Consider the following 26,966-nt stretch of genomic DNA (forward strand, 5'->3'; position numbering starts at 1 on the left):
TATGGGGAGAGGAAAAATGCAGAGATGGCCGAAATCAACCTGAGAGCAGAAGGCGAACCAGTCTGTCTGAAATGCCGCTGTCAAAATAGTTGACGAAATGATTCCGGTAGATTCTTCCGGAAAGCGCAAGCGTCGGAAGAAAAATCCGGCGTGTGCGGTCGGGCTCCGAAAGGATATGGTCATACATGGGATCGCAGATGAGATCCGCATCCGGAAATTGCGGCAGAAAGGCCTCGATTTCCTCTTCGCCAAAACAAGCGGCATCAACACCGGGAATCCGTACGGACGGATCGGTTTCCAGCGGGTCGACGACGATGGTTTTTCGTCCGGTTCTCCGGCGGACCATCGAAGCAAGCGATGCGCCCAGTACCGGCTCTGTGAGAAAAATCACCGGCGGGCGGGAGTCCGGTGCCTCATTTTCCGGCTCCTTTTCCCGTAAAGCTGCTCCCTTGAATCTTGCAGTCACAAGCTGCTGCAGAGTGGGATCGTCCTCATCGTCAAGCGGAACGCCGATCACATATGGGATGCCGTATCTGTCGCTCAGATATTTTGCCGGAGGAAGCCCTGCCTTTGAGAGAACCAGCGAGACGTCCGCCTCCGCCATGTCGGGAAGGCGGCGGAAGCTGCAGGTATTACCATCCGCCAGAGCGGTCCGGATCTGTAATCCTCGTTTCCGGAGAAGCTTTTCCAGAGAAAGCGCGGATCCCTCTGCCGCAAAGTCAAGCGGCATCATACCGAACACATTGACAGAAATGGTCTCTCCCTCTTTTCTTCTGACGCAGGCCTTCGCCGCGGTGTTTTTTTGTTCTCCGAGAAACTTCTGCAGAAGTCTCTGCCAGGCGAGGCCCGCTCCCCGTGCGTAGTCATGACATCCGTTTGAAGGGACATAGAACGATGGTATTCCGGTTTTTCGTTCCAGAATGCCTGCAATGGCTTCGAAATCCGTTCCATTCAGCCATGGCACCGGTGAATTACAGAGCGCGATGAATTCCGGACGCGCCGGAAGGGAATTCTGCGCATTCAGGATATCCCGGATAAACCGCTCATCGTTTCCCAGAACGGCGTCCTTCATGTTAAGCCCGGAAATAAAGATGTTTGAAGGTTCCCGGTACCAGCGCAGTTCATCATGCGTATTATAGGTGGAATTACACCCGGAGGGGTCATGGATGACCGTCATTCCTCCGAATTCATATAGAGCTCCCGCAATGCCGGATACATCTCCGGCCCAGACCGGAAGCACTCTGTAGGTCTCTTTCATCGTCAGATTCTCTCTCCCTGTCAGCGGCTCGAAAGTGCGAATATGTGCGGGCAGTGAGCCACATCCCCCACACAAAGTTTGAAGCGATGGGCTAACGCCGCGGCTGACCGACGAAATCAGTCACCTGTAAGACTGCGGGAGTGCGAAGTACGGAGCAATCCGCAGCTTTTACAGGTTATGGCATATTGTTCAGGTCAGAAAAAACGTGCCCTTCTTCGTATGCTCTCCGCATTGTGAATCCCAGACACCGGGAAGACCAAGGCCTTTTCCCGTTACAATCTCGGGATTTTTCGGTTCCCGGAGCGCATCGCACATCAGCCGCAGCATGTGCCGGATTCCCATGTATCCGGTGGCACCGTCGGCTTCTATCGCGTTGACGAAATACGGGCTTCCTGTAAAAAACGAGGCTTTCGGGCCGACCGCGAGGACTTTTCCAGGTGCGGCAAATCGCCCCCGTTCATACAGTGAATCTGCGGCGCATGTAGACATCAGCTCAATATCTGGATACATTTCTTTCAGTGCGGCCAGGTCAGCAGCTTCCTCCGGGCTCACCTGATCCGCCAGGATGCGCACGACATTGAGATGATGCTCCAGAAGAATCCTGGCGAATCCCACGGGCCTTGGCTCGCAGATGTAGTCCAGCACAATCGGCGTGTCACCGATGACAGCTCTTGCCTCCTGGAATGCCGTTTCCGTCAGCGCGCGCTGCTCTCTGATCCGGACCGAGAGCTTCTCTCCGGCTTCCGCCCGTGATCTGCCGCTGACTTCACACAACAGATTCATAAGAGAGCCGAGCTGATCGTCGATTTCGTCATAATTCACAGCAGCGGGGAGATAGAGGCTCTTTCTCCCGCCAAGAGACGACGCCCTTTCCAGACCATATCTGGACAGCGGTGACTTCGTGATCCACAGAAAGGAGCGTCCCATCGCAAGATATTCATCATACGTCCGGCAGTCCTGCACCTGCAGGATTCGGAACCCCTCCTGCTGAAGGATTTCCAGGAAGTCACTGTCCCTCGTCCGCAGATTCTCTCCGAGTATGCTCACGCTTGAAAAATCTGCCGGTACGTTCTCTTTTGCGAGCACCTTCATCATCTGAAAACGCTGCCGCTGTTCCGGTGTGGTCGTCAGCTTCTGCCGGATCGGGTCCATGAAACACTCCATGAAGTCAATCTCCGGGAATGCCTTCTCCACCTGATCGAAGATGTATCGCATATCGCATCCGATGAAATGATGCATGCAGACCGGAAAAAGCTGAACCGCCCGCGGCCGCTCCGGCAGCTTTCGGATCACATCCTTGATCCCGCGTATGGTGATCTCCTCCAGTCTTCCGTCGAAGATTTCCGTTTCGTCCGGCATGACGGATGAAATGCGGTCGGCGGCATCCATCTCATCTGCCGTCATAATGACGCCGCGCAGACAATTATCTGTGCAGACATAGATCTGATGACATTCCGGAATCAGCATGCCGGTGTGAACGATATTCCAGTGTTCATGCACGGGACAGTTATATTCCAGCCCCCAGGGAAAGGTACGTCCCGTGGCAGCGTCCCGGATTTTTATGATATTGTTTCGGCCGTTATCCGGCGTATTCAGCGAATGAAGCATAGCTACCTCGAATAAGACCGTTAAATGTTGGAGTAAGCGGTTTTCACGCTGACGCCGTCAATGGTTCCGAGCTTTCCGGAAATTCCGCTGATAACTGGCTGCGGCGCATCCAGAACAATGCTGATGATGTTAATTTTTCTCGCACGGTAGGGAATTCCCATTCTCCCGATGATGAAACTGCTTCCCTCGTGAAGAATCCGGTTGACTTCGGATACCGCGTCCGGATTCTCAACAATAATTGATATGACTGCAACCCGTGTTTCGCTATCCATTTGTCCTTCCAACCTCCGATTTATCATAACGCATCCCTGTCAGCAGATTCTTGGCAGGAGCTCGTTTCCGGGTTCCGGGAGATAGGTCTTTGCTCCGATTTCAGTCTCCATAATAACTCTTCCGCTATTCTCGGCGGTTACTGTACCGATGACAGCCGCTCCGGAAGTATATTTCTGCCCGCGCAGGATGTTCAGAGCCTTACCGGTCAGGTTTTCCGGCACAAAAAGTACCATGGTCCCCTCACAGGCAAGGTAAAGAGGTTCAAGGCCCAGCATTCCTGTAACGCCTTTTACTTCTTCTGCGACGGGAATTTTGTTTCTTTCGAGGGAGATACCGACACCTGCCTCCCTTGCAATCTCGTAGAGAACGGTGCCGACACCTCCTCTCGTAGCGTCACGGATCACGTGAACACCGGGAACCTCCTGAAGAAGCGCGTGAATCGGATGCCACAGCGGCGCACAGTCAGTCGTCACATCCGCATCAATTCCATAGTCGTCCCTGGCAAGGAGAATTGCCGTGCCGTGACGTCCGATATCTCCGGTTACGATCACGGAATCTCCGGGAGCCGCAAATTTTCCCGATGTCGATACACCGTCAATAATTTCACCGACTCCGGTCGTCGTGATAAAGCATCCGTCTGCCTGCCCCTTTCCGGCGACCTTGGTATCTCCAGCGACCAGATTGACTCCCACCTCTGCCGCTGTTTTTTCCATCGAGGACACGATCTTCTCCAGATCGTTCATGGAAAATCCTTCTTCTATGACAAAGGCACAGGTCATGTAAAGAGGTCTGGCGCCCATGCACGTCAGATCGTTGACCGTTCCGCAGATTGACAGCTTGCCGATATTTCCGCCAGGGAAAAACGCCGGGGACACAATAAATCCGTCCGTCGTCATTGCCATCTTCCCGGAGGGCGCCGGGAGTACGGAGGCGTCATCGGATGTGAAATACCGGTTTTGAAAATGTTTTCTGAAAACGCGGTCGATCAGCTCGGCCGTCTGTTTACCGCCTGCGCCGTGCGCAAGTGTGACTGTATCGTTCATTATTATCAGCTTATCCTTCCTTCTGGGTAAATGTCTCCAAAATATGTCACGAACAGGGCTGCTGCTGTTACATGCTCTGATCGGAGCGGTGATTTCATGCCCCCCTGCCGCCCGCGGAACGGCTGCGGCAAAAGTGCAGATACTTCTCGCGATCAGAGAAGCGTCTGATGGGATCCGTAAAGATAGTATGCGCTGCACGCTCCCTCGGAGGATACCATACACGCCCCGGCCGGATGCTCCGGCGTGCAGACTTTTCCGAACAGTGGACACTGCCCGGGCTCGATCCTGCCCTGGAGCACGGATCCGCATCTGCATCCGCTATTTGTTCTGCCCTGCATGGGAGGAATCTGGTATCGGCTTCTGGCGTCATATTCCGCGTATTCCGGCCGCAGCCTCATTCCGGAGCCTTCAATCCGGCCAATTCCCCGCCACAGATCATCACAGGGTTCCATCATGGAATCAACGAGCCGGATCGCCTCCGGCTGTCCCTCCTCCCGGACGACTCTGGGATAACAGTTCACGAAAAAATATCCGCCCTTTTCAAAGTTCGTCACGGCAACCGCAAGGGCGGTTACGAGTTCTCTGGCCGTAAAGCCGGCGCATACACCGGATACCTGATGGGTATCCGCGAGCATACGCGGTATGGAGAGCCCGGTTATCGCATGTACATGGCCTGGGTAGAGGAACAGATCGGTAGAATCCTTCATCGCCTCGTAGGCCATGGGCATCGTTTTGTTGGCCGTGAGGAGACTGAAATTCCGGATTCCATCGCGAATCGCATTTTTTACCGCGATACAGGAACTGGGCGTGGTCGTCTCGAATCCGACCGAGAGAAAAACGCATTCCTCCTCCGGGTGTGCGGCCGCGTATGCTTCACCGTCCTGTGGAGAATACACTGTGCGGATCTTTGCGCCCTTTGCGCGCGCCTTCTGCAGAGATTCCCTGGAGCCTGGGACACGGACCAGATCTCCGAAGGTGAGAATGGTGCATTCCTTTTCTTCCGCCAGCCACAGTGCCTCATCGATATAGCCCGTCCCGGTCACGCAGACCGGACATCCGGGTCCGGAGATCATGTGAATCGCCGGAGAAAGAATGCCCCGTATGCCCTGACGGAAAATCTCGTGGGTATGTGTGCCGCACACTTCCATAATCCGCACCTCCGGTCCGTCATATCCACGGAGGATGCTTATTGCTCTGTCCATCTGGTTCATCTGAGGTCCTCCAGCAGAGAATCCGTCTCCTCCTCATCGTCATCGGTGATCTTCGCAATCGCCGATCCCGCGTGCACCATCACATAATCTCCAGGATTCAGGTCGGTAAGAAGCTCGGAGGAAACGGTCTTCTTTGCGCCGCCGGCGTCTACAATCGCGACGCCTCCCTTTATACTGACCACTTTAGCGGATATTCCAACACACATGTCTGTTTACTTCCTTTCTGATGCATTTGCTGCAAATTTCTTCAAGGCTCTCCTAAAAAGCCTTCTAAAACATCATGATCAAAAAATTTTTCAAAGCTCTGCACAAATATGATAAAACACGGTTTCTGTTCTTGTGGCTGATGCCCTCTCAGGTAAGAATTCTTTTCCCCGATATGGCAAAGCTCGGGAATGAAATCAGGGATGCCCCTCCCGCCGGAATCTTCGCAATGGCGGGGTCGGCAAAGATATAATCGTAGGTCTTCTCGCGCAGCAGCGACAGAAGGTCGTTTTCCTCCCGAAGGGACACATCCGGCTTCACCGGCACACCGCTGACGGTATATGAATCCTGTTCACAGGCTTTTCCCGCAAAAAAGGATGCGCAGTCTATTCTGATCTTCTCTCCGGGAAATCTCTCCAGAAGAGCAGCCTTCAGCGAAGCCGCTGCCACAGGGTCGTGCAAAATCAGGATTCTTGCGGTACCTGCGCGGCAGGTGTCTTCAAAACCGGACGGCAGGTTCCTGAGATACCCGGCGATGCCCGGATATCCGACTTCAAAAGGAGTGCCGAAGGTTTCCCGCAGATATTCGGCGGATCGGATTCCTGCTCCCGACAGGACAAAATTCCTGACGTTCTCCCCGGCGTTTTCATAATCCTGCCGGTCTGCGTCAGAGCCGTAGAAAACAACTCTTCCGTATCCTCTGCTCTTCAAAAGATCCCGGATTCTTTTCTGGTCCGCGATGTCCACGAATTCCAGCGGAGTGCACCCGATCACGCCGGCAGTTCCGGACGCCTTTGCCGGGTGACCGGACAAAGCCGTTCCGCTCTGCGAATGGCCAGACAGATTGCCATCTGAAGAGGAAGCTTTCCCTTTCCCGGAAAAAGAGCGGAATAAGGTCAGATACGTCTGCTCCAATCCGGATTCGCAGGTTTTCATTCCGCAGGTCGGTATGCTGATGACCGGGCATCCGCATTTTTTCTCCAGCATCCGCTCAAGCGCCCGATAATCCGTTCCGATAATAGAAGGCACCGGGGTTCCGACCAGGGCGATGAACGAGCATTCCGTTCCGGAAAATGCAGAGACAGCCTTCTGAACAAGCTCCCGGTCTCTTCCCATGATGGCATCCATATCGCGGAGTCCCGCGGAAAAAACAGCTGCCTTGTGGTGCTGCCATCTGGGCTCATCGAATCCGAGAATGTTGCCGGTGCATCCTCCCGCGTCCAGAATGACGATCATTCCATCGAGTGAATAGAGCGCAGAGACAGCGCCGGACTGATCCGGGGCAAAGGGAGTCAGGTACATATCGAGTCCCTTTACCGGTCCGGCAAGTGCCTTCTCAGGTGCCATCGGGACTGACGTCTCCTCTTGCGCGGATAATTCTTGCGGCAGAGTTGAGCCCTCCCGTGCAGGTGATACCTTCTCCCGGACAAGTTCTCCAAGCCTCTCCCAGAGATACCAGGCAGCTTCATAGCCGAAGGGCTGGGAATCCTCATTGAAATTCAGATGGAGGGCGTCCGGATGATAGTATGCGGCATCCTTTCCGATGGTGATATGCGTGCCGCTGGTTCCTTCCGCACTGCGGATTTCATAGCTGAGCATCGACGGATCTGTGTTGGAATACACCCGGATGTCGGGACACAGGGCGGCGATGCGGTCGATGTAGGGATAACAGTCAGCAGCAGGGTTTGCAAAAATTTCGGTTACCCTCCAGCCCATCCGCAGAAGAGCAAGCGCCAGCTCAAAAGGATTGGCGTTTACAACCTCTCCTATGCTGAATGAGAGATCCGGGTATTCTGCCCGGAGCGCCGCCCCCGCACTGTCCGCCCTCTCCTTTGTCATCGCATTCACGTTCTCCGGAACAGTCATGCCCAGTGCCGCAAAGAATGCCTGATACTGATGCCCGGTCAGATCCGTCTCGTAGAAACGGGTTAGCTCGATGCTGGGAATACCCAGCCGGTTTGTGAGTGCTTCAGCTGCTCCCCTCGCTTCGGGATTCAGCACGAGATTGAAGTTTGCTTCTCCCATTCTGTAAAAATCGTTCACATCCTTACAGGCTGAAATCTGACGGATTTTCCGGATTCCCGCAGATTTTAAGAGAGAGAAGAGCTCGCTCTCGGGATGAAGCGGCGCAAAATATCCAAGAAGATTCACACTGGTGCTTCTCTTCTTCTGACGGGGAAGCATGGAGTACAGCGATTCCCGCACATATACCATCGGCGGCTTTCTGCCCTCTCTCGTCAGCGCATACATGTAGCACGGGCGGACGGGAAGATTCACTTCCCTCTCTGCTCTGCGGCATACCCGTTCCAGATCCGTGCCGAGGAGAGCATCCGCACAGGTGATGCAGATCATGATCACGGACGGCTTCACCGGAAGAGATCCGGCGATCCGGCGGACCGCAGCCGGTATCTTTTTCAGATGCCGGCCTGTAACCAGATCCGTCTCATCCATCTGAAGATAGAAAAAACGATCTTCATAGCCGCGGATTCTCGTGATTTCAGCGGTGTTTCTGCCGCAGCACCCAGGCGATACGATCAGCATGACCGATCCGGGAACGGACAGTCCTGCCCGCTTTACGCCGAAGCCCTCGGCGCCCGGTGAATTGTAGGCAAGTGTAGCCGGAGAAGAATAGATCAGGTGGCGTCCTGTCTGATAGAGATCGGGAATATGATCTTTTCCCGCCCGGGAAAGCTCGGCGGCAGTGTAGTAATTCGGTTCGATTTTAAAGTTCTTCTCAGATTTATTTTTCAAAGCAGTCCTCTGTCAGCTTATTCTTCCGGAAGAGTCTCTGACGGCCTGGTTTCCAGACAATGCTGTGTCAGCTTGTTTTTCCGGGCAATCCCCTGCCGGCAGGCAGAATCCCATGACTGTATACCGTTTGCAGCCGCTCCGTTTGCGGGACAAGGGATGATCAGGTTCCCCGGTCAGGATCTTCTGACTTCCCGGGAATCGGTCAGCAGTTACAGTCATATAGTCTGGAAAAATGAAAACGTTCAGCCTGCCCGGCTTCTTGCGAATCCACATCCGGAGCTGCCCCGGAGAGAAGGTTTCTGGCGAGATCCATAAATTTTCCGGCGATTTCCGAATCCGGAAACTTCTCAATCACGGTCTTGCCGAGATCCTCCGCCTGATTGATCAGGTCGGACCTGGGGATATCCGCGATGATATCGATGCCCTTCTTTGCGGCAAAGGAACGGACCCGCTCCTCCTCCTCCGGAACATTCCGCCGGTTCAGGATGATTCCCCCGACCGAAGCATATCCCCTGTCCTCAAAATTTTTCACCGCAGTGGAAATGTTGTCAGCTGCATAGAGAGCCATCTTCTCCCCGGATGTCACAATAAGAACCGTATCCGCATATCCCTCCCGAATAGGAGCCGCAAAACCCCCGCACACGACGTCACCGAGGACATCAAAGAGGACCACATCCGGCTTCTCCGTTTCCAGGAGCTCCAGCTCATCCAGAAGGTTGAAGGTTGCAATGATTCCTCTTCCGGCACAGCCGAGTCCGGGGGTCGGACCACCTGTCTCGATACAAAGAACATTGCCGAATCCCTTTCGGGAAATCTCCGAAAGACTTGAGGGATCCTCCTCATGCTCCCGCAGATAATTCATAACGGGAATCAGCGGCTCCCCCGACAGAAGATTCGAGGTGGAATCCGCCTTCGGGTCACATCCGATCTGGATCACCTTCCTGCCAAGAACAGCAAACGCTGCCGCCAGATTGGAGGTCATCGTGGATTTCCCGATACCTCCTTTGCCGTAAACTGCGATTTTTAACATATAAAACCTCCGGAAACTATATCACCGATTCCCCGGATACCGGCCGTGGTGCAACGGCATGTGCAGGATGTGAAATTCCTGCTTTTTCCGCCGGGCATGAGTGACAACGAGATAAAACACGCTGCGCGAGTTTTATCTCGCTATCGCGACGCTCGCCGCACACGAATACTTCGCATTCGGCTGCGGCTCGCTGTTCGCGTAAATAAAAAAAGGCCCGCAAAAGGGACCTTGAAAAGATCAGATCATCATCCGGCCATTCTGTTTTTCAGAAACAGAATGGCCGGCTTTCTTCTTCACGGACCCTTTCCCACTCAGAAAAAGCCGGTTTCCCTCACCGACTGTGCGAACAGTTCCGGGAAACGGTACGTTAACTTTGCAGTCAAGTCTGATATAAATCAGTATACTCTGTTTCCCCTTCCGGGGAAAGGGATGCACGCCAAAAAGTACACATTCATCTGTCAAAAATAGTGGTACGTCTCCCGCTTTCTGATCAGGAACAGAACAGATATGATAAACGCAAATACATTGGACGCCGTGACCGCCCACCAGATACCGTCCGCGCCGAGCAATCCCGGAAGCAGAAGAACACAGGCGCTCTGAAAAACCAGTGTCCGCAGAAAAGAAATCGCGGCGGAGATCTTTCCATTGTTCAGCGCGGTGAAGAAGGAAGATGCGTAAATGTCAAATCCGGACAGCAGGAAACCAAGGCAGAAAATCCGGAATGCGTGTACCGTCAGTGCATACAGTTCCGCATCATATCCGACAAAAATCCTGGAGACAGGATCTGCCAGAAGGAAGGCCGCGATAGTCATCAGGACGCCCGTGACTGCCATGATCACTGAACTTTTCCGGAGCATGTTTTTCAGCTCGTCTGTATTGCCGGCGCCATAATGATAGCCGACGATCGGGGCGGAGCCGACCGAATATCCGATGTCAATGGCGACAAAAATGAAGCTGACATACATCAGCACTCCGTATGCGGACACTCCGTCTTCGCCGAGCATCCTGATCAGCTGGAAATTATAGAGCATGCTTACAATGGATGAGGATATGTTGCTCATGAGCTCGGAAGATCCGTTGCCGCAGGCTTTGAGAATCGGAGAAAGCTCAAGCTTCGCCGGTTCGAGGCGGAGCCGGCTTGAATTCGCCCGGGCAAAATAGAACAGAGGCAGAACTCCTCCGACAACCTGACTGAAGCCGGTTGCCCACGCGGCGCCCGCAACACCCATGCGGAACACGCCGACGAGCAGCGCGTCGAGGATCATATTAGTGAGGCCGGCTGCAATCGTAACATAGAGCCCGAGCCTCGGCTTTTCTGCGGTTACAAAGAAGCTCTGGAACAAATTCTGAAGCATGAAAGCCAGATTAAATCCGTTCACGATCCATCCGTAGACCAGACAGTCATGCATCATCTCCTCGGTTGCGCCAAGGAACAGTGCCATCCTTTCCATGGCGAGATTACCGAGTATGGAAGTGAGCGCGCCGGTTATCACCGTAAACAGGATCATCATGGAAAACAGCTGATTTGCCCGCTGTCTCCTGCCCTGTCCCATTGTCATGGAAACAAGAGCGGAACCACCCGTTCCGATCATGAACCCTAACGACCCCATCACCATCAGGTACGGCATGATCAGATTTATGGCAGCAAAAGCAGTTTTTCCCGCATAATTTGAGACAAATAATCCGTCTACGACACCGTAAATGGACGTGAAGACCATCATGATCACGGGCGGTAGTGTAAAACGAAACAGTCTGCGGTATGTAAAATGATCCGAAAGACGGATCGCTTTGGTTTTCATCAGGAACCTCCTTGAGAATCGTGCTAGCCTTTTCGTTACGGAGAACGCTTCCTGTCGCAGTCGTACCCGTCTGTATCCCGGCCATGGTTCATTTTTTCCTCATTCACCGACTGCTGAAGTCCGGAAATATATTTTCCAAACAGCCTGAGCAGCTGCGCTCTCTCCTCCTCTTCCATCTTACAGAGGCTCGACGCCTCGGCACAGATTACCCGATCCGCGGTTCTCCGGGCAAGTGCCTCTCCTGTCTCCGTCAGAGTGACGGTCTTCCTTCTGCCGCTCCCCTCCCGGGACAGAGAGATGAGGCCCAGAGCCTCCATTTTCTTGATGCTGGAATTGATCGTCTGCTTCGGCATAAAGGTTGCGTTCACGAGGTCGGCCTGCGCCATCCTGCCGCCGCGAAGCCGCATCTCATAAAGCGTCCAAAGCTGTCCCTCCGGTATGCCATATACTCTTGACAGATTCCGATAGCACTCATCGTACTCCTTGGCAATCCGGTTCAGCTCTGTCTGCTGTTGTAGCAGCAGATCATTTTGCGATTTCTCTCTGTTCATTTCGGCGGATCCTCTCTGCAAAATAGAAGGAAAACGAGATAAAACACGCTGCGCGAGTTTTATCTCGCTATCGCGACGCTCGCCGCACACGAATACTTCGCATTCGGCTGCGGCTCACTGTTCGCGTAAATAACATGTCCGAAATCGGACTTATAATTTAAATTATAGTCCGATATCGGACATGTGTCAAGGACTGAGAAATAGAGAAGGATGGTCTGAAAAATAGAGAAGGACAGACCGGTACTGCATAGATTGCAGAAGAGAATGAAACAGAGGTGAGGACATGTGAGGTCGGGACCTTCTGTCATGGACAAGGGTGATGGTAGTATTCTGTGAGAGGTGTGAAAAGCCGATGACTGAAAGTCAGGAGAACAGCTGATGAGCGAACGATAGAAAAAGAGCCGCAGCAGGCTGCGGCTCTTCTGATCAATCTGTTCAATTGCTGCGAAATGATCTTTCCCGCTCCGGGGATCCTGCAGACCGGATCAGGACGCGCTGGTGTCGGTGCTGTCTGCATCCTCTTCCTCAAGCAGCGCACGATCCTCCGCCTTGATGTGACGATGCTCCGATACATGAAGAACGCTGGTATCCAGCGGCGTCAGGATGTGGATTCTGTCATTTTTCGCGATATCAAGATCCTTTACCTGAAGCTCCGTGTTGACCGGATAATCTGCAACGTTGATGACAATATGATCGACAATGTCTGCCGGATATGCTTCATATTCAATTTCATTGCAGTTGCTGGTAATGAATCCGTTTGCGCGGTCCTCATTCTCCAGAATGATCTCGGCCTCACCTTTTACCTTTTCATCAGCCTGAAGCTGCTGGAAGGTCATATCAATAAAATGATTGGTCAGAACGCTGAAGTCAGCGCTCTTGATCATTGTCATATACTTTGTGCCATCGACATCCACAAGAGCCTTACTTCCGACCGTGTGATGAAGCATGAACTGCTTTACATTCTTCTCGGGAATCTGAAGGCTGATGGAGTGTTCCAGCTTTTTACCGGAAATTGACCCGGTGATGAAGCCCTGTTTTCTCAGCTGTCTTCCCTTCTTGCTCATGTCTCTTGCGTTTGCCATTAATGTTTCCATACCTGTACCTCTTTCTCCGGGCCGCTTAACCCGGCTGAATCATGTATACGTCCGCTATGCGGGGCGCTGGACAGAAACATCGTATTACATCCTTATCGTCATCCCGCGAAAGATGAATGCGATTGTTGACTACGCTTTTAACTATACCGCAGATGGCACGAAATGATTCACCAAAATTCGCGGTGCAATTCAGGAAAAGATTCCCCTTGATTTTTACAGAAGAACACAGATATTTCACATTCTTAGAAAAAGTGCACAATTTCCATTCTCAGAAAAACTGCAAAAGTTCAGCTCTTCTGCGGATCCATTCATCGAGCGTCAGGGGACGGTAATCAGAGTAGCCGCAGAAGCAGTTCACAAGGTTGCAGATCACCGGCTCCGCTCTTCCGCCAGCTGTTGTGACGGTCACCTGCGCAGTCCTTCGCTCAAAGTCATAGAGAAGCTCAGCCTCCCTGGTATCGTGGACATGGCCGTGGAGCATAAAGGTCCTGAGCTTTCCGTTTTTGTCCCGCATATGATTCATGCCGTAGAAGGGCATAGGATAATGGCTGAGGATGACATTTCTCTCCGTATCGCGGATTTCCGCGTAATGGCGGATCCATTCGAAACGTCCGCTGTCTACGTCAGGCCGGTCAAACCACTTCAAATCATGGTTGCCAATGATCAGATAGATTCTTCCCTTCAACCGGTGCAGCACCGCATTCAGCTTTTCGGGGTCGCGGCCGGTTCCGGACCAGGAGAACATGTCGCCGATGACATAGATTTCATCATCATTTTTCACCGAATCGTTCCAGCGGCGGATCATATACTCATTCATTTCCTTCACGTCCCGGAACGGCCGGTGATCGAGCTGCAGCATCACATCATCATCGTAGAAATGCTGATCTGAGATATACCGTTTCATGAGGAGCCTCCTTCCCGGAGAAATTCTCGATTTCTCCTGTCAGAGCCTGGTTTTCAGCGAGTTCTTCAGGTTTGTTCTTTCTTCCTTCGATTCCGCTAGCCGTTTATCGATCTCTTCACGCTGTTTGAGCAGTTCCTCGTCGGAAAGCGTGCGAAGCATCAGATCATTTGCGAAATTCTTGACACCGCTGTTGCGGTCCCTGTATTTTACGCTGAAATATCCGATCACGCTGAAGGCAGCCGCACCGATGAAGTTGACGATAAGATCCTTCATGGTATCGATGATTCCGATGTCAAGATAACCGCCGTTGATGGTGTACGTCTTGCCGTCCGCCGTATCGATGATCGTCTTTGTTATATGTGAGATCCTGACCGGTATCTGGGAGTGTGTCGGATCCAGGGTCACGGAACCGATGGTCTTTACCACAAAATCCTTCTGCATATCCAGGAAAAAAAGCTGATCCAGGGTAAATTCAACGAACTCCCAGATTACGCCGATCGTCATGGAGAAACAGAAAGCGACAAGGGCGAGATACAGCGGTGAGAGGTTGAGTCTCCGGCTCTTCCGGTTCATGATATCAACAAGAGAAAAACCGATTGCCGCGCACAGAAATCCGTTCAGCGTGTGAAGCATCGTGTCCCATCCGGGTATCGCCGTATAATAATGATTTACCTCGCCCAGAATTTCCGCCGCGTAGATAAAGAGATAGATGATGCCCTCAAAAAGCGGCGGTATTTCCAGCTTCAGCTTTTCCTCGAAAAATGAGGGAAGCAGGAAAAGAATCAGCGACAGTAGACAGAGAGCAAAGCCTTCGTAATTCTGTGTCAGGAAGCAGCGCACGGCAGTCAGAATGACAAGGGTACGGAGCACTGTATACAGAAGAAAGGTTTTCCGGTCAAGACGGATTCTCTCACGAAGATACTTTGTCTTTTTCCAGATGTTTTTCATACCATTCACTCTTTCTGCGATGAAACGGCATCGTTCTGCCGTAAAAATACGTCACTTTCTCGAATTCTTCCGATCATTGAAGTAATGAGGCAGCCATTTGTGCAGAGATGCCGTGGATCCCGGTCATGATCTGTTGTTACGGCTTAAACTTGCGGAAAAATTCGTATCCCATCCGGTTGATGTGCCGTATGTGACGAAGCAGAATTCCTTCTATCGCATCTCGCGCATCGATCGACAGGCTCTCATACTCAGCGAGGCGGGGAGAGCGGAGCAGCTCGCGGTCTTCCACCTCGTCATAGCGCCAGCCGGCGGAAATCATCTGTTTCCTCCATCCCTCATGGAGCAGCTGGCAGAGATACCGGAGATCTTCTCCCTCCGGCTCCTGCAGTGTATCCGGCGCCTCCGGGATGATGTGACGGATACCGATTCTGGATCGGGGATCCATCAGATGCTCTCCCACGAAGCGGATAATGCTGCGGTAATTCTCTCTCCTGTCCTCTCCGACCAGATTCCAGTGAGGCGGTTCGGAAGCGCCTCCAGCCTCATCCTCATTGCCGATCTCGTAGAGAGCTTTTGCGGTCGCCTCCATTCCGGCGCCGATGAACTGCTCGAACATGATCTTGTCACGAAAATCACGGACATCGAGATGGATATCCAGCTGCTCACTGGGAGGAAGAGATGCCGGGGTGAATTTTTTCTCGCCGGAGAGCTTCGACATTGCCAGGATAAATTCCAGCGAACGGGAACCGTGACGGTATTCGGATACCCGCAGAAGCGCTGAGAGAAGCCCTCGCGAGATATTGATCTGTCCGGAATTCTCATCATAAATTGCGGGATATTTCCGGATGATCAGGTTGCGGAACAGCAGCGCTCTGCGAATGATGCTCGTCCGGTCGGTCGGGCTCGTAGGATTCGGTCCCTTGATATCGAGCATGCCCTTTAGTCGGCTTACGAAATCCGGTCCCTTCAGATTGCGGAACTCCGCCCGTCTTTCCTCGGTCTGCGGCAGAAACTCAGCGAATGATCCTGCGGTTCCGCCCGCGAACACGAAGACCGCCGCATCAATCGTCATCGTCTTTTTCTTGAGCGTATATTCACCATCCTGCATTGGCGCAAGGAAATATTTCAGCCATCCGCGCTCCGTCCCCTCAAAGGTGGAGTCAAATTCATCAAAAAAGATCAGCGGGATGCTTCCGTCCTCTGATTCTGTAAGCTCCCGGTGCAGAGCGAGAAAAAGTGCCTCGGTCGTGCGGAACTGGGAGCAGTTGATTGTTGCAATCCGAAAGCGTCCGACACTCCCGGCGATCTCTTTGATACCGAAGGACTTTCCGGAACCGGGAGCGCCGAATACAGCGATGGACAGAGGCTGAATCGGAGCGGCGGACATCCGGTGATCATACTGGAAGGCATAGTCCTGCATGAGTGCACGGATTGTGCTGTAGCTGTCTATCTCAGATACATCGACAGTCTTCAGCGCACCGCAGGAAAGCACCGGAACATTCTGGTACAGCTCCTGCGGGCCGTTTACGACGATGTTCTTTGCCACAGTCAGAAAACCGCCCCGGTGAAGGGCTGCGTACTCATCGAGGATACTGTATTTCTTTGCTCCCATCAGGAGAGAGCGTTCACTGTATACCGGAAGAAAGATACGGACCATCCGTCCCTCCTCCACCTGCTTCAGCATATCGATATATACAGGGTACAGCCGGGTCTCCGGGCTGAGGGTCTGGTTTTCTGTCGTTCCCGGGGTAAATAAGAAAGCCCAGACTCCGCTGTCGCGGACAAGGGCGCCTTCATTGTCCAGAAGAACAACCATGTCCTGCCGCTCTTTCAGGGAACGCATCGATTCATTCAGATAGAGCTGCTGAAAAAATGCATTGATCGTATTTTCATAGGAGAGCCCGCGCCCGATCATAAAATCGAGCTGACGCAGATGCTCCATCTGCAGAAGCGGGACCTTGTCTTCCGGAAATGCCGCGTTCAGAGACAGCCCCGGCCGGTACTGTGCGAAACTTTCTTCCTCCAGTCGAATACTCATAGACTACCTGCTTTCTTTTACACCGCCCCTGCGTATGACTCCCCAAAAGGCGCCTGCGTTTACCTGGCGGCGATGAATATTTCAAAAACGCCGGAAGTGGTCTTTGCTTCCACGATCTTAACCGGCATCGAAGCACACTCACTGCTCCGGGTGAAAAAACTCTATGATTTTTGAGATCGCGAGATCCATGATTCCGGGGTCTGAGAACGGATGATCTGCATTTTCCATGCGGATCAGTTCAATGACGTTGTCTTCCGCAAACTCCCGGACGGTATCAAAGGGGATGAACGCATCCTTTGTGCCCTGGAGGATCAGCATGTCATCGGCAAAATCGAAGTATTCTCTCTTCCGTACATCGGCTGCGCGGAGCTGATCAAAAAATTCCGAGGTAAGCCGTATCTTTCGTGTATATCCTCTGACGATCTCCTTTCCGCGGTCCAGTTTCGTCTGCTCGTCCGGTGTGATGTCAGCCATCATGATATCATAGAGATTGATCGCGGGACAGCGCAGAGCAATCTTCCGGAAGGGATCGCCGTGCTCTGTCAGATAACGGAGCGTGATGTATCCGCCAAGGCTGGTTCCGTATGCATACAGATTCTGTGCGTGCATTTCCTGTCTGGCGTAGTTCACGGCCAGATCAAAATAGGTCACGCATTCATCCGGAAGAAATCTGTTCAGAGAATCCGCGCCGTGGGCAGGCCAGTCAAAGACAACAACTCCGAAATGCCTGTATTTCGAGATCAGTCTCTCCGCGAATTTCTCGGTCGCGCTGTTATCCTTATTTCCCCCAAACCCGTATGTGGCTATCACAATATCCGTCACGGAATGCGGGTCCTTTCCGCAGTAGTATTTGCAGCGGATGCTGTATTTCTGTTCATTGATGTCAAAATTTTTAACCATGTCGGTATCCACTTCTTTCTGTCTCGTCAGTCCAGTGCCGCATCAGGCGCCATTATCTCTCTGTCCTTTCAGCCCAGTGCCAAATTGATCTCGATCATCTCCCTGTCCTTTTAGCCCAGTGCCAAATTGATCTCGATCATCTCCCTGTCTTTTCAGCCCAGTGCAACATCAAGTGCCATCATCAAAGTGAAGCCCAGGGAAAACATGATCACTCCGAGATTGGAGTGCCTGCCTGCGGACATCTCGGGGATCAGCTCCTCCACAACCACATACATCATTGCTCCGGCTGCAAAGCTGAGCAGATAAGGCATGACAGGGACAAAAACAGAGGACGCGGCGATCACGAGTGCTGCGCCGACCGGTTCGACTGCCCCTGACAGAACGCCCGCGGCAAAAGCCTTTCCCTTTCCCCTGCCCTGCGCGTGCAGAGGCATGGAAATGATAGCCCCCTCCGGAAAATTCTGGATGGCTATTCCCACGGATAAGGCGAGTGCGCTTCCTGCCGTTATCTCGGCAGATCCGGTGAGAAATCCGGCGATGACGATTCCGACCGCCATTCCCTCCGGAATGTTGTGAAGCGTAACGGCAAAAACCATCATGGTTGTTTTTGCGAGATGGCTTTTGGGGCCTTCGGCCTGTTCTGCGTTCAGGTGAAGATGTGGGATAACATGGTCCAGAAGCAGCAGAAATAGTGTTCCGAGCCAGAATCCGATGACGGCCGGCAGGAATCCAAGCTTTCCCCATGAGCTGCTTTGCTCCATAGAAGGAATCAAAAGACTCCAGACGGATGCGGCTGTCATAACTCCGGCGGCAAACCCGGTCAGCATCCTCTGAACCGGGTTGCTCAGTTCTTTTCTCATGAAAAGGACGCAGCCGGATCCGAGAGCCGTCCCGGCAAACGGTATCAGCACGCCCTGAATGGCCTGTAGTGTTTGTGTGTTCAACGGATATCCTCCATATTGTTATGTAGTGATATTTTGCGTAATGATATTGTTGCGTGATGATTGTTGTGGAATGTGGTGGTACAGCGGGTTCTGAATTTGAAAACCGGACATGCCGCGAGACGGCTGTTCGCTTTCATCTTATACGAAATCGCAGACACACACAAGGTATAAATAAATTTCACGCACGGAGATATAAATGAATAACACACACGAAGAAGATGCATGCAGGGAATGGATGAAGGCGGCACTCCGGAAAAAATAGAAAACGGCCTCTCTGATGATGCTTTTTGCCTTACGGCTTTCCGGAAAGTACCGAAATGCCACAAGGAAAGCATCGAAATCAGAAAAGCCGCATGCATAAGGCAGTCAATCAAAAAGTTACATCGTTATCCGTCAATGATCTCTCCGTTCGTGAGTTTCAGGATAACTTTTTCGTCCTCCTGCCCTCCGGTGTGAAGGACGGCATAGGTCCCTCTCCTGTCGTATCGTCTGGATCTGGTCAGACTGCCCGGGTTGATCAGAAGAACGCCTTTTTCTTTCCGGATCAGAGGAACATGCGTGTGACCGAAGCAGATGATATCCGAATAGTTCCGGATACCTGCTGCCGACAAAAAGTCTGTGTCGTCATTTACATAATGATGGTGACCATGAACAATCAGTATCGTATGATCGCCCACCTGTGAAATACGTTCTTCCGGAAATGCAGAGCGGAAATCGCAGTTTCCGCTTACGGCGAGCAGACGGAACTGTGCACGATGCTTCAGAACGAAATCGAGACTGCACTGCGCGTCCCCACAGTGTATGAGTACATCAAACGGCCATTCCGCCTCTATGATCTGATTCATGGTGAGAATATCTCCATGATTGTCCGAAAAAATCAGGACCTTATTCTTCGTCTTGTTCATGTCCGTTCCTCACAACATGTTTCTGTCATCCTGTTTCTCTGACAGTTCACTGAATGCCCGGCTTTGTGTCAGACCCACGCACAGGTACTGCCGGGACAATCTTCCTGCGTGCGCCGGTCAGCTCATGCTTCGCATCAAAGCCACGCGCGGATCTGGCCATATACACCTTCTCCGTCGAGACGGTACTTGTGAAGAAGCTCCACAGCCGGTCCGGACTCGCCGAATACATCGTTGACGCCGATCCGGAGCACCGGAACCGGTGTCTTCGCCGAAAGTACCTCGCAGACCGCTCCGCCGAGTCCTCCGATCACAGAGTGTTCCTCCACGGTGACAACCCGCCCGGTCTTCTTCGCGGACGCAAGGATAAGCTCTTCATCCAGCGGCTTGATCGTGTGAATATTGATCACCTCGGCATCGATGCCATCCGCCGCAAGCTTCTGTGCGGCCTCAAGCGCCGACTGCACCTCCAGTCCTGTCGCGACGATGGTCACATCCTTTCCCTCTCGAAGGGTGATGCCCCTGCCGATTTCAAAATGGTAGTCCGGTCTGTCGTTGATCACCGGAACCGCCAGGCGTCCGAACCGCAGATATACCGGTCCCTTGTACGCATATGCTGCCTCAACAGCTGCCCGCGCCTCAATGTCGTCCGATGGAACGATGACGGTCATCCCCGGGATCACGCGCATCAGCGCGATATCCTCCAGGCACTGGTGGGACGCTCCGTCCTCTCCGACGGAGATTCCCGCGTGCGTCGCGCCGATCTTTACATTCAGGTGGGGATAGCCGATGGAGTTTCTGACCTGCTCGTACGCGCGTCCCGCCGCGAACATGGCAAAGCTGCTTGCGAACGGAACCATTCCCGCAGCTGCCAGTCCCGCCGCGACGGCCATCATGTTGCCCTCGGCAATTCCGCAGTCGATATGGCGCTCCGGGAATGCCTTCTTAAAAATTCCCGTCTTGGTCGCTCCCGCAAGATCCGCGTCCAGAACCACCAGGTCGTCGTGCTTCTTTCCAAGCTCCACCAGAGCGTTTCCGTAGCTCTCCCGGGTGGCGATTTTCTTTACTTCTGACATAATGCTTCACCTGCTTTCTTCAGTTCTTCCATTGCCTCCGCGTACTCCTCGTCGTTTGGTGCCTTGCCGTGCCAGCCGCAGTTGTTCTCCATATAAGAGACACCTTTTCCTTTCACGGTTCTGCAGATGATCGCCGTCGGCATGCCTTTGATCCCGGATGCCTCGCGGAACGCGGCGCGGAGCTGATCAAAGTCGTTTCCGTCTGCCACGGAGATGACATGAAAACGGAAGGACTTAAACTTCCGGTCGAGCGGAAGGGGTGAATTGACCTCCTCCAGGGTTCCGTCGATCTGGAGATTGTTGTAGTCCACAATTACGGTGAGATTGTCCAGCTTCTTGTCGCCCGCAAACATCGCGGCCTCCCAGACCTCACCCTCTTCGCACTCCCCGTCTCCGAGCAGCGTGTATACATGATAGCTCTCTCCGGCCAGCTTCGCGGCGAGCGCCATTCCGCAGGCAACGGAGACACCCTGTCCGAGCGATCCCGTAGACATGTCCACGCCAGGGGTATCGTTCATGTTCGGATGCCCCTGCAGATAGGAGCCGACATGACGGAGGGTGACGAGATCCTCCTTCGGGAAATAGCCTCTCTCCGCCAGAACGGAGTACAGTCCCGGCGCACAGTGACCCTTGGAAAGCACAAAGCGGTCACGGTCCGGTTTCTTCGGATCGTGCGGATCAATGTTCTTCAGTTCCTCAAAATACAGATAGGTAAAAATATCCGCCGCTCCGAGAGACCCGCCCGGATGGCCGGATTTCGCGGAATGTACGGCGGTTACGATGTCCTTGCGGACTTCATTAGCGATTTTCTGTAATTCCAGATTTTCCATTTCTTTCATTGTCTCCTGTAATAAATGTCAGATGGCAGCGACAGCGGATGGGCAAAGATGTTTTCCATTTCAAATACACTGTGACTGTAATGAATATCGGCGTGACTGTAAGGAATATCGGCCGGCAGCGACAAGGCGCCTGTCGTTTCTCGCAATGAGATAAAACACGCTGCGCGAGTTTTTTCTCGCTATCGCGACGCTCGCCGCACACGAATACTTCGCATTCGGCTGCGGCTCACTGTTCGCGTAAAAAAACGGCACCGTGACCCAATTGCCCGGATAATCACGGCGCCGCATGTGAGGGAATCCGCGGCTTATTATAGTCCGTGACACCCGATATCTCATGCCCGCTTACTCTCCAAAGACAGCCTTGTAATCGTTCTGGAATTTTACAATTCCCTCATCCGTAAGTGGATGATGGATCATCTGTTTGATTACCTTGAATGGAACGGTTGCAATGTCCGCTCCTGCGAGTGCACAATCCGTAATATGCATGGGGTTGCGGATCGATGCGCAAATGATCTGGGTGTCGATATCCTCGGCGACAGCAAAGATATCGGATATCTCCCGGATCAGATCTACGCCCCTTGTGCTGATGTCATCCAGACGTCCAAGGAAGGGAGATACATATGTCGCGCCTGCTCTTGCTGCAAGAAGTGCCTGATTTGCCGTAAAGATCAATGTGCAGTTCGTCTTGATGCCTTCCGAGTGAAGAACCTTGATTGCCTTAAGGCCTTCTGCCGTCATCGGGATCTTCACAACCATGTTCGGATGGATTGCGGCAATCTCCCGGCCTTCCCTGATCATTCCCTCCGCATCGGTTGTGGTAGCCTTGACCTCTCCGGAGATCGCACCGTCAACAATTGTGGTGATCTCCTTCAGAACCGTCTTGTAGTCGCGGCCTTCCTTCGCGATCAGAGACGGGTTTGTGGTAACGCCGCAGATGACTCCCATGTCATTTGCCTCACGGATTTCATCTACATTTGCTGTGTCGATAAAGAATTTCATGATTGCGATCCTCCTTAAAATAAATGATGAATAAATAATATCACATTTTACACTGAACCCGATGAACGGGTGGGCGAAGCGGTCCGAACGGGCGCAGGAATTTTCTTCGCTCAACTTATAGATTAATTCGATTAATGCATAAAGTCAATATCAAATTCGTCTGTCCTGGTGTGCTGTAATAAATTTACCTGTCCATGTATGCTGTTTAAGGAAATTACTGGTCCTTCATACTCATGGGCCGTCACGATTTTGCCTTCCATGTGCTGTATGCATTGCTTCCAGGAATCACTCTCCCTTCTTCTGCACATTGCTGAAAAAATCCGACGGATGGCGGAATATATCCGTGATCGCAACTATGGCTGCGCCATTCACCATCGAGTCATGTTCAACGACAGACAGACTGATGCTTGTACTCCCGCAAATTGCCGGGATTGTGCGCTCCCGCACCCTCTGCCGCACCCTCTGAAGCATCAGATCCGGTGCCACATGGGACATTTCATCTCCCAGCATGAGGTATTTCGGATTAAAGCTGTTAATGATATTGACGACGCCGACCGCCAGACGGTCGCAGCATTCCAGATAGACCGCCACGGCATCCTCATCTCCCTCACGGACCAGTTCTGCTGCCTCCCGGAATGTCAGCGCCCTGTCTGTTTCCGGCGAACCGGAAGAACTGTCTCCGGAGGAATTGCGCCTGCGCCTCCGCTCATTGAGGAATCTCGTAAACGCAATGGATGAGCAGTAATTCTCCAGGCATCCTCTGTTGCCGCAGATGCACTTTGGCCCATTCATATCGATGGAGGTATGTCCGATTTCTCCGGCGGTGCCGATGCTGCCGCGGACGAGTTCTCCGTCACTGATGATGCCGGCACCGATGCCCTGCCCCGCAGCGACATAGACAAGGAGATCATCGTCCAGTTTGTCGCGATTATACCAGTACTGCGCAACAGCCGCAGCGTTTGCGTTCTGTTCGATATAGATCGGAATATGGTACCTGTTTTTCAGTTCCTGCTCAATCGGGACCTCATTCCAGCCGGATGCCCCCGTCATAAGCTCAATTCTCCGGGTTACCCTGTTATAGGGGCCCGGAATTGCGACTCCGATTGCAAGGATCTTACGTCCCCCTGCCTCGCCAATGCATTGATCCACTGATTTTAACAGGTGGGAGAACACCTCCTTTGCAGATACACCGGTGAAGTCCTCAGATATACGAGAAAAAATCTCTTCTCCTGCAATGTTGAACAAACCGAATGAGTAGTTCTTCCTGGTGATCCGGATTCCGATGACGCCATATTCCTCCTTATTCAGAGAAATGCCGATTGAACGCCGTCCCTTCTCCCCGGTCAGAAAACCGACCTCTTTTACAATTCCCCACCGGATAAAGTCATTGATAATGTTGGTCACGGTAGCCTGCTTCAATCCGGAAAGCTTTGCAAGTGTAATCCTTGCGCACTCGCCCTCACTTCGGAGAAAGTTCAGAAGAAGTTCCCTGTTCAAGTCCTGGATGTTCGTCTGATTCATGCCTGTTCTAGCTACACTCATATCTCGTCCTCATGTCTGCCGCTCCGGGTCCGGTCTCCTGTTCAGAATGTGTCCCCGGACAAGCGCCTTTTATCTGATTATAGCACGGAACCGGATAACTTATAAGACGGAACTAAATGAAATACACCGAAAGTACCCGCAGGATACCGCCTCGCATAGAGGAACGGGAAGTAAGAGTCTTTGGCAGAACAACAGGAAGAAAACAGATGAAGCGATCCTCTGGTCAAACATGTTGTGGTACAATGAGAGAAATCTGGGAGGAAAACGATTCGATGAAAACACAGAAATACCGGGATTATTCACTCAAATTTTATTATGAGGTAGCAGGAATCCGCTGTGAGGTCCTGGATCCTCAGAAAAACGTGCTGCAGGCCGGACTTTTCCGAAGTCAGGACGAAGCGGAACGGTGGGGACGTGATCTGATCGATCACTGTATCCGTACATATAGCGACCGGTATTCGCCGGAAAATTCGCCCTTCGAGCCCGATACCGTCTCTTCTTCTGGCACTTTCGGGAGAAAAAGGCGGTCCGGCCGCGGTCCTACAGTTCCTGTCATCACAATTCTGCTGATTCTCGCGAATGTGCTTGTGTTTCTGTTTGAAGAAATGACAGGAGGAAGCAATGGAGACAACGCAGTCGTTGAGGCAGGCGCGCAGTATGCGCCGCTGATGATCGGGGAGCATGAGTGGTGGAGACTGTTTACAAGCATGTTTATCCACTTCGGGTTCAGTCATATTTTTTCCAATATGATTTCGCTGACTTACTGCGGATGGTCTCTGGAGCGGCAGTATGGAAAAATCCGCTACCTGATCCTGTACCTGGTCAGCGGGATCGGCGGCAACCTTCTCAGCCTTGCAGTTGACCTTTCCACCGGAAACTACAGCATATCTGCCGGCGCATCCGGAGCCGTTTTCGGACTGATCGGCGCGTATGCAGGGGCTGCGGTCATAGACAGAAAGAAGACAAATCGCCGCGCGAATCCCTGGCTGATGATTATTTTTTCCGTTTTTATGTTCCTTCAGAATATCGGAGCGGGTGTCAATGCCTGGGCCCATCTGGGAGGCATGATCACCGGTTTTATCCTCGGCATGGTTCTGCGGGACAACGACCGAAACGGTAGGCCCGATTTCCTGCAGAGAAATATCTGATCATATTTTTTTCTCCTGAATTGGAAATACTCATATACCCAAAAGCGTATAGAATAAGACGCAGATTTTCAAAATTCAATGGCGGGAGGAAACAAATATGACAGAGAAAAATACGACAAAGAAAACACAAGCATCCAATGTGATCCCATTTAAAAGCCGTACTCAGGATCTGGTTACCACTGCATTGATGATTGCTCTCACCTATGTGGCGACCTGGCTGATCAACATCCGTCTTCCGTTTGTGGGAAGCGGCGGACTGATTCATCTGGGAAATGTCCCCCTGTTCATTGCCGCGATTCTCTTTGGCAGGCGAACCGGTGCCCTCGCGGGAGGAATCGGGATGGGGCTTTTCGATCTGCTGAGCGGATGGACGGCCTGGGCGCCTTTTACCCTGGTTATCGTCGGATTTATGGGCTTTATCGTCGGTCTGTTCGCAGAAAAACGTCCGATCCGGAATGTGCATCTGAATGACACGGTTTCCATGATACTTGCTCTCTTGATCAAAATTGTCGGTTATTATTTTGCCGAGGTGATTCTATATGGAAACTGGATCACCCCCTTTGGCTCCATTCCGGGCAACATTCTGCAGGTCGTAACGGCAGCCGTTATCGTTCTGGCTGTTCTTCCGGTACTTCGGAGGGTTACCCGCCGGGCCTATGCGGTGGCTGTCTGAGTCTGTCAGCGTCATACCACCGCGGAGGCACACGTTTTTTGTTGTGCGGATGTTCATATTTTTTCCATCAGAGGTGATGATATTATGTACAAGATCATGACGGCCGGACCCTCTCAGGTCCGCCAGAACGTCAGAGACGCAAGGGCGCTGCCCTGCACCAATCCGGACATTGATCCGGCATTCTACGATTTCTATCATGAAACCTGTGAGCTGCTCTCGAAGGCGCTGCACACCGATCAGACTGCCTTCATCCTCGGCGGAGAGGGTATTCTGGGGCTGGAAGCCGCCTGTGCATCTCTAACGGAGCCAGGCGACCGGGTTCTCGTCATCGATAACGGCATTTTTGGAAAAGGATTCGCAGATTTTGTGAAAATTTACGGAGGGGTTCCAGTCCTCTTTACCACGGATTATCACGAGCCGGTACCTCTGAATGCCCTGGAAACTTATCTGAAAAAAGACCATCATTTCAAATATGCGACCGTTGTTCACTGTGATACACCGAGCGGTGTGCTCAATGACGTGGAAGCCATCAGCAGACTTCTGAATTCCTACGGCATCATGGTCGTTGCGGACTCTGTTGCTGGCATGTTCGGAGAACCTCTTGATCTCGGGAAAAGCTGCATCGATATCCTTTGCGGCGGGTCTCAGAAAGCGCTCTCCTGTCCGCCCGGCCTGACAATGATCTGGGTAAGCGACCGTGCTTTCCGTGCCATGGAAGAACGTAAGACACCGATCCGGAGTTTTTATGCGAATATTCTGGCCATGAAAAACTATTATAAGGATCAGTGGTTCCCCTACACCATGCCGGTCAGCGACATCAACGGTCTCCGGCAGGCGCTCGACAACTTCCTGGATGACCCGGATGTCTTCGACAGACATGCCCGGATTGCCGGTGCCGTACGGGAAACTGTAAGGGCAGCCGGTCTCTCCCTTTATCTGAGAAGCGGAATGTCCAACACGGTAACGGTGATCAATGTGCCGGATGGTATCACAGACCGGGAGTTGCTGAAGGAAATGGCGGAAGACTACAACATTCTGATATCCGGATGCTTTGATGTTCTTGCCGGAAAGGTTGTGCGAATCGGGCATATGGGCGAGAGTTGCAACCGGCCGGATGTCGCGGACACGCTCTGCGCGATGCAGAAGGTGCTGGAGAAGCATGAAATCCGCCTGAAATGTGACATGAAGCAGACATTTCTGACGCTCACACAATAATCGCAAAACGGTCCTA

At 52.5% G+C, this 26,966-nt stretch carries 24 protein-coding genes; 3 read left to right on the forward strand and 21 right to left on the reverse strand.

Going from position 1 to position 26,966, the window contains the following annotated elements; genetic code table 11:
- Window positions 1–34 precede the first annotated feature (34 nt).
- From ACTQ1O_RS10315 to ACTQ1O_RS10415, 21 genes are all read right to left on the reverse strand, one after another.
- On the reverse strand, window positions 35–1,258 hold the full coding sequence (locus ACTQ1O_RS10315) for a nitrogenase component 1 (protein WP_441487170.1): 1,224 nt from the start codon (window positions 1,256–1,258) through the stop codon (window positions 35–37).
- A gap of 189 nt (window positions 1,259–1,447) precedes the next feature.
- Window positions 1,448–2,866 carry a nitrogenase component 1 gene (locus tag ACTQ1O_RS10320; protein WP_441487171.1) on the reverse strand — a complete coding sequence of 473 codons (1,419 nt, stop codon included), beginning with the start codon at window positions 2,864–2,866 and terminating at the stop codon, window positions 1,448–1,450.
- Window positions 2,867–2,886: 20 nt separating this feature from the next.
- Window positions 2,887–3,138 carry a TM1266 family iron-only hydrogenase system putative regulator gene (locus ACTQ1O_RS10325; protein WP_441487172.1) on the reverse strand — a complete coding sequence of 84 codons (252 nt, stop codon included), beginning with the start codon at window positions 3,136–3,138 and terminating at the stop codon, window positions 2,887–2,889.
- A 39-nt stretch (window positions 3,139–3,177) separates the two neighbouring features.
- Window positions 3,178–4,182: a hydrogenase expression/formation protein HypE gene (hypE, locus tag ACTQ1O_RS10330; protein ID WP_441487173.1), complete on the reverse strand. Its 1,005-nt coding sequence runs from the start codon at window positions 4,180–4,182 to the stop codon at window positions 3,178–3,180.
- Window positions 4,183–4,334: 152 nt separating this feature from the next.
- Window positions 4,335–5,393: a hydrogenase formation protein HypD gene (gene hypD / locus ACTQ1O_RS10335; protein WP_441487174.1), complete on the reverse strand. Its 1,059-nt coding sequence runs from the start codon at window positions 5,391–5,393 to the stop codon at window positions 4,335–4,337.
- The gene (locus ACTQ1O_RS10340) at window positions 5,390–5,599 is read right to left on the reverse strand and encodes a HypC/HybG/HupF family hydrogenase formation chaperone (RefSeq protein WP_441099108.1); all 210 of its coding nucleotides are present in this window, start codon (window positions 5,597–5,599) and stop codon (window positions 5,390–5,392) included. The genes hypD and ACTQ1O_RS10340 overlap by 4 nt, the downstream gene beginning before the upstream one ends.
- A gap of 148 nt (window positions 5,600–5,747) precedes the next feature.
- Window positions 5,748–8,348: a nitrogenase component 1 gene (locus ACTQ1O_RS10345; protein WP_441487175.1), complete on the reverse strand. Its 2,601-nt coding sequence runs from the start codon at window positions 8,346–8,348 to the stop codon at window positions 5,748–5,750.
- 202 nt (window positions 8,349–8,550) lie between these two features.
- A complete protein-coding gene (locus ACTQ1O_RS10350; protein ID WP_441487176.1) occupies window positions 8,551–9,378 on the reverse strand; it encodes a nucleotide-binding protein in 828 nt (275 codons plus the stop codon).
- Between the two features lie 458 nt (window positions 9,379–9,836).
- Window positions 9,837–11,177 carry an MATE family efflux transporter gene (locus tag ACTQ1O_RS10355; protein WP_441487177.1) on the reverse strand — a complete coding sequence of 447 codons (1,341 nt, stop codon included), beginning with the start codon at window positions 11,175–11,177 and terminating at the stop codon, window positions 9,837–9,839.
- A 35-nt stretch (window positions 11,178–11,212) separates the two neighbouring features.
- Window positions 11,213–11,728, reverse strand: coding sequence for a MarR family winged helix-turn-helix transcriptional regulator (locus tag ACTQ1O_RS10360; protein WP_441487178.1), 516 nt, complete (start codon window positions 11,726–11,728; stop codon window positions 11,213–11,215).
- A gap of 485 nt (window positions 11,729–12,213) precedes the next feature.
- Entirely contained in the window at window positions 12,214–12,822 is a 609-nt protein-coding gene (locus ACTQ1O_RS10365; protein WP_441475504.1) for a hypothetical protein, read from the reverse strand.
- A gap of 268 nt (window positions 12,823–13,090) precedes the next feature.
- Complete coding sequence (locus ACTQ1O_RS10370) at window positions 13,091–13,726, reverse strand: metallophosphoesterase (protein WP_441487179.1); 636 nt, start codon at window positions 13,724–13,726, stop codon at window positions 13,091–13,093.
- Between the two features lie 39 nt (window positions 13,727–13,765).
- Complete coding sequence (locus ACTQ1O_RS10375; protein WP_441487180.1) at window positions 13,766–14,674, reverse strand: hypothetical protein; 909 nt, start codon at window positions 14,672–14,674, stop codon at window positions 13,766–13,768.
- A 136-nt stretch (window positions 14,675–14,810) separates the two neighbouring features.
- A complete protein-coding gene (locus ACTQ1O_RS10380) occupies window positions 14,811–16,712 on the reverse strand; it encodes a RyR domain-containing protein (RefSeq protein ID WP_441487181.1) in 1,902 nt (633 codons plus the stop codon).
- A 138-nt stretch (window positions 16,713–16,850) separates the two neighbouring features.
- Window positions 16,851–17,612, reverse strand: coding sequence for an alpha/beta hydrolase family protein (locus ACTQ1O_RS10385; protein ID WP_441487182.1), 762 nt, complete (start codon window positions 17,610–17,612; stop codon window positions 16,851–16,853).
- A 152-nt stretch (window positions 17,613–17,764) separates the two neighbouring features.
- Window positions 17,765–18,556 carry a ZIP family metal transporter gene (locus ACTQ1O_RS10390; protein ID WP_441487183.1) on the reverse strand — a complete coding sequence of 264 codons (792 nt, stop codon included), beginning with the start codon at window positions 18,554–18,556 and terminating at the stop codon, window positions 17,765–17,767.
- A gap of 386 nt (window positions 18,557–18,942) precedes the next feature.
- On the reverse strand, window positions 18,943–19,461 hold the full coding sequence (locus ACTQ1O_RS10395) for a YfcE family phosphodiesterase (protein ID WP_441487184.1): 519 nt from the start codon (window positions 19,459–19,461) through the stop codon (window positions 18,943–18,945).
- A 134-nt stretch (window positions 19,462–19,595) separates the two neighbouring features.
- A complete protein-coding gene (locus ACTQ1O_RS10400) occupies window positions 19,596–20,534 on the reverse strand; it encodes a transketolase family protein (protein WP_441487185.1) in 939 nt (312 codons plus the stop codon).
- The gene (locus ACTQ1O_RS10405; protein ID WP_441487186.1) at window positions 20,522–21,373 is read right to left on the reverse strand and encodes a transketolase; all 852 of its coding nucleotides are present in this window, start codon (window positions 21,371–21,373) and stop codon (window positions 20,522–20,524) included. Before ACTQ1O_RS10405 ends, ACTQ1O_RS10400 begins: the two co-directional genes overlap by 13 nt.
- A gap of 342 nt (window positions 21,374–21,715) precedes the next feature.
- On the reverse strand, window positions 21,716–22,372 hold the full coding sequence (fsa, locus tag ACTQ1O_RS10410; RefSeq protein ID WP_441487187.1) for a fructose-6-phosphate aldolase: 657 nt from the start codon (window positions 22,370–22,372) through the stop codon (window positions 21,716–21,718).
- A gap of 285 nt (window positions 22,373–22,657) precedes the next feature.
- Window positions 22,658–23,914 carry an ROK family protein gene (locus tag ACTQ1O_RS10415; protein ID WP_441487188.1) on the reverse strand — a complete coding sequence of 419 codons (1,257 nt, stop codon included), beginning with the start codon at window positions 23,912–23,914 and terminating at the stop codon, window positions 22,658–22,660.
- A 272-nt stretch (window positions 23,915–24,186) separates the two neighbouring features.
- Between ACTQ1O_RS10415 and ACTQ1O_RS10420 the strand changes: the two genes are divergently transcribed.
- The 3 genes from ACTQ1O_RS10420 (at window position 24,187) to ACTQ1O_RS10430 (ending at window position 26,950) form a co-directional block, all read left to right on the forward strand.
- Entirely contained in the window at window positions 24,187–25,062 is an 876-nt protein-coding gene (locus ACTQ1O_RS10420) for a rhomboid family intramembrane serine protease (protein WP_441487189.1), read from the forward strand.
- Between the two features lie 97 nt (window positions 25,063–25,159).
- The gene (locus ACTQ1O_RS10425; RefSeq protein ID WP_441487190.1) at window positions 25,160–25,735 is read left to right on the forward strand and encodes an ECF transporter S component; all 576 of its coding nucleotides are present in this window, start codon (window positions 25,160–25,162) and stop codon (window positions 25,733–25,735) included.
- An 84-nt stretch (window positions 25,736–25,819) separates the two neighbouring features.
- On the forward strand, window positions 25,820–26,950 hold the full coding sequence (locus ACTQ1O_RS10430; protein WP_441487191.1) for a pyridoxal-phosphate-dependent aminotransferase family protein: 1,131 nt from the start codon (window positions 25,820–25,822) through the stop codon (window positions 26,948–26,950).
- Window positions 26,951–26,966 lie beyond the last annotated feature (16 nt).

The sequence above is a fragment of the Bilifractor sp. LCP21S3_A7 genome (assembly GCF_052118825.1).
Taxonomy (GTDB): domain Bacteria; phylum Bacillota; class Clostridia; order Lachnospirales; family Lachnospiraceae; genus Bilifractor.

Excerpts from the sequence above, each read along its gene's own strand:
- ACTQ1O_RS10315 (WP_441487170.1), bottom strand. The coding sequence starts at position 1,258 with ATGAAAGAGACCTACAGAGTGCTTCCGGTCTGGGCCGGAGATGTATCC.
- ACTQ1O_RS10320 (WP_441487171.1), bottom strand. The coding sequence starts at position 2,866 with ATGCTTCATTCGCTGAATACGCCGGATAACGGCCGAAACAATATCATA.
- ACTQ1O_RS10325 (WP_441487172.1), bottom strand. The coding sequence starts at position 3,138 with ATGGATAGCGAAACACGGGTTGCAGTCATATCAATTATTGTTGAGAAT.
- hypE (WP_441487173.1), bottom strand. The coding sequence starts at position 4,182 with ATGAACGATACAGTCACACTTGCGCACGGCGCAGGCGGTAAACAGACG.
- hypD (WP_441487174.1), bottom strand. The coding sequence starts at position 5,393 with ATGAACCAGATGGACAGAGCAATAAGCATCCTCCGTGGATATGACGGA.
- ACTQ1O_RS10340 (WP_441099108.1), bottom strand. The coding sequence starts at position 5,599 with ATGTGTGTTGGAATATCCGCTAAAGTGGTCAGTATAAAGGGAGGCGTC.
- ACTQ1O_RS10350 (WP_441487176.1), bottom strand. The coding sequence starts at position 9,378 with ATGTTAAAAATCGCAGTTTACGGCAAAGGAGGTATCGGGAAATCCACG.
- ACTQ1O_RS10355 (WP_441487177.1), bottom strand. The coding sequence starts at position 11,177 with ATGAAAACCAAAGCGATCCGTCTTTCGGATCATTTTACATACCGCAGA.
- ACTQ1O_RS10360 (WP_441487178.1), bottom strand. The coding sequence starts at position 11,728 with ATGAACAGAGAGAAATCGCAAAATGATCTGCTGCTACAACAGCAGACA.
- ACTQ1O_RS10365 (WP_441475504.1), bottom strand. The coding sequence starts at position 12,822 with ATGGAAACATTAATGGCAAACGCAAGAGACATGAGCAAGAAGGGAAGA.
- ACTQ1O_RS10370 (WP_441487179.1), bottom strand. The coding sequence starts at position 13,726 with ATGAAACGGTATATCTCAGATCAGCATTTCTACGATGATGATGTGATG.
- ACTQ1O_RS10375 (WP_441487180.1), bottom strand. The coding sequence starts at position 14,674 with ATGAAAAACATCTGGAAAAAGACAAAGTATCTTCGTGAGAGAATCCGT.
- ACTQ1O_RS10380 (WP_441487181.1), bottom strand. The coding sequence starts at position 16,712 with ATGAGTATTCGACTGGAGGAAGAAAGTTTCGCACAGTACCGGCCGGGG.
- ACTQ1O_RS10385 (WP_441487182.1), bottom strand. The coding sequence starts at position 17,612 with ATGGTTAAAAATTTTGACATCAATGAACAGAAATACAGCATCCGCTGC.
- ACTQ1O_RS10395 (WP_441487184.1), bottom strand. The coding sequence starts at position 19,461 with ATGAACAAGACGAAGAATAAGGTCCTGATTTTTTCGGACAATCATGGA.
- ACTQ1O_RS10400 (WP_441487185.1), bottom strand. The coding sequence starts at position 20,534 with ATGTCAGAAGTAAAGAAAATCGCCACCCGGGAGAGCTACGGAAACGCT.
- ACTQ1O_RS10405 (WP_441487186.1), bottom strand. The coding sequence starts at position 21,373 with ATGAAAGAAATGGAAAATCTGGAATTACAGAAAATCGCTAATGAAGTC.
- fsa (WP_441487187.1), bottom strand. The coding sequence starts at position 22,372 with ATGAAATTCTTTATCGACACAGCAAATGTAGATGAAATCCGTGAGGCA.
- ACTQ1O_RS10415 (WP_441487188.1), bottom strand. The coding sequence starts at position 23,914 with ATGAGTGTAGCTAGAACAGGCATGAATCAGACGAACATCCAGGACTTG.
- ACTQ1O_RS10420 (WP_441487189.1), top strand. The coding sequence starts at position 24,187 with ATGAAAACACAGAAATACCGGGATTATTCACTCAAATTTTATTATGAG.
- ACTQ1O_RS10425 (WP_441487190.1), top strand. The coding sequence starts at position 25,160 with ATGACAGAGAAAAATACGACAAAGAAAACACAAGCATCCAATGTGATC.
- ACTQ1O_RS10430 (WP_441487191.1), top strand. The coding sequence starts at position 25,820 with ATGTACAAGATCATGACGGCCGGACCCTCTCAGGTCCGCCAGAACGTC.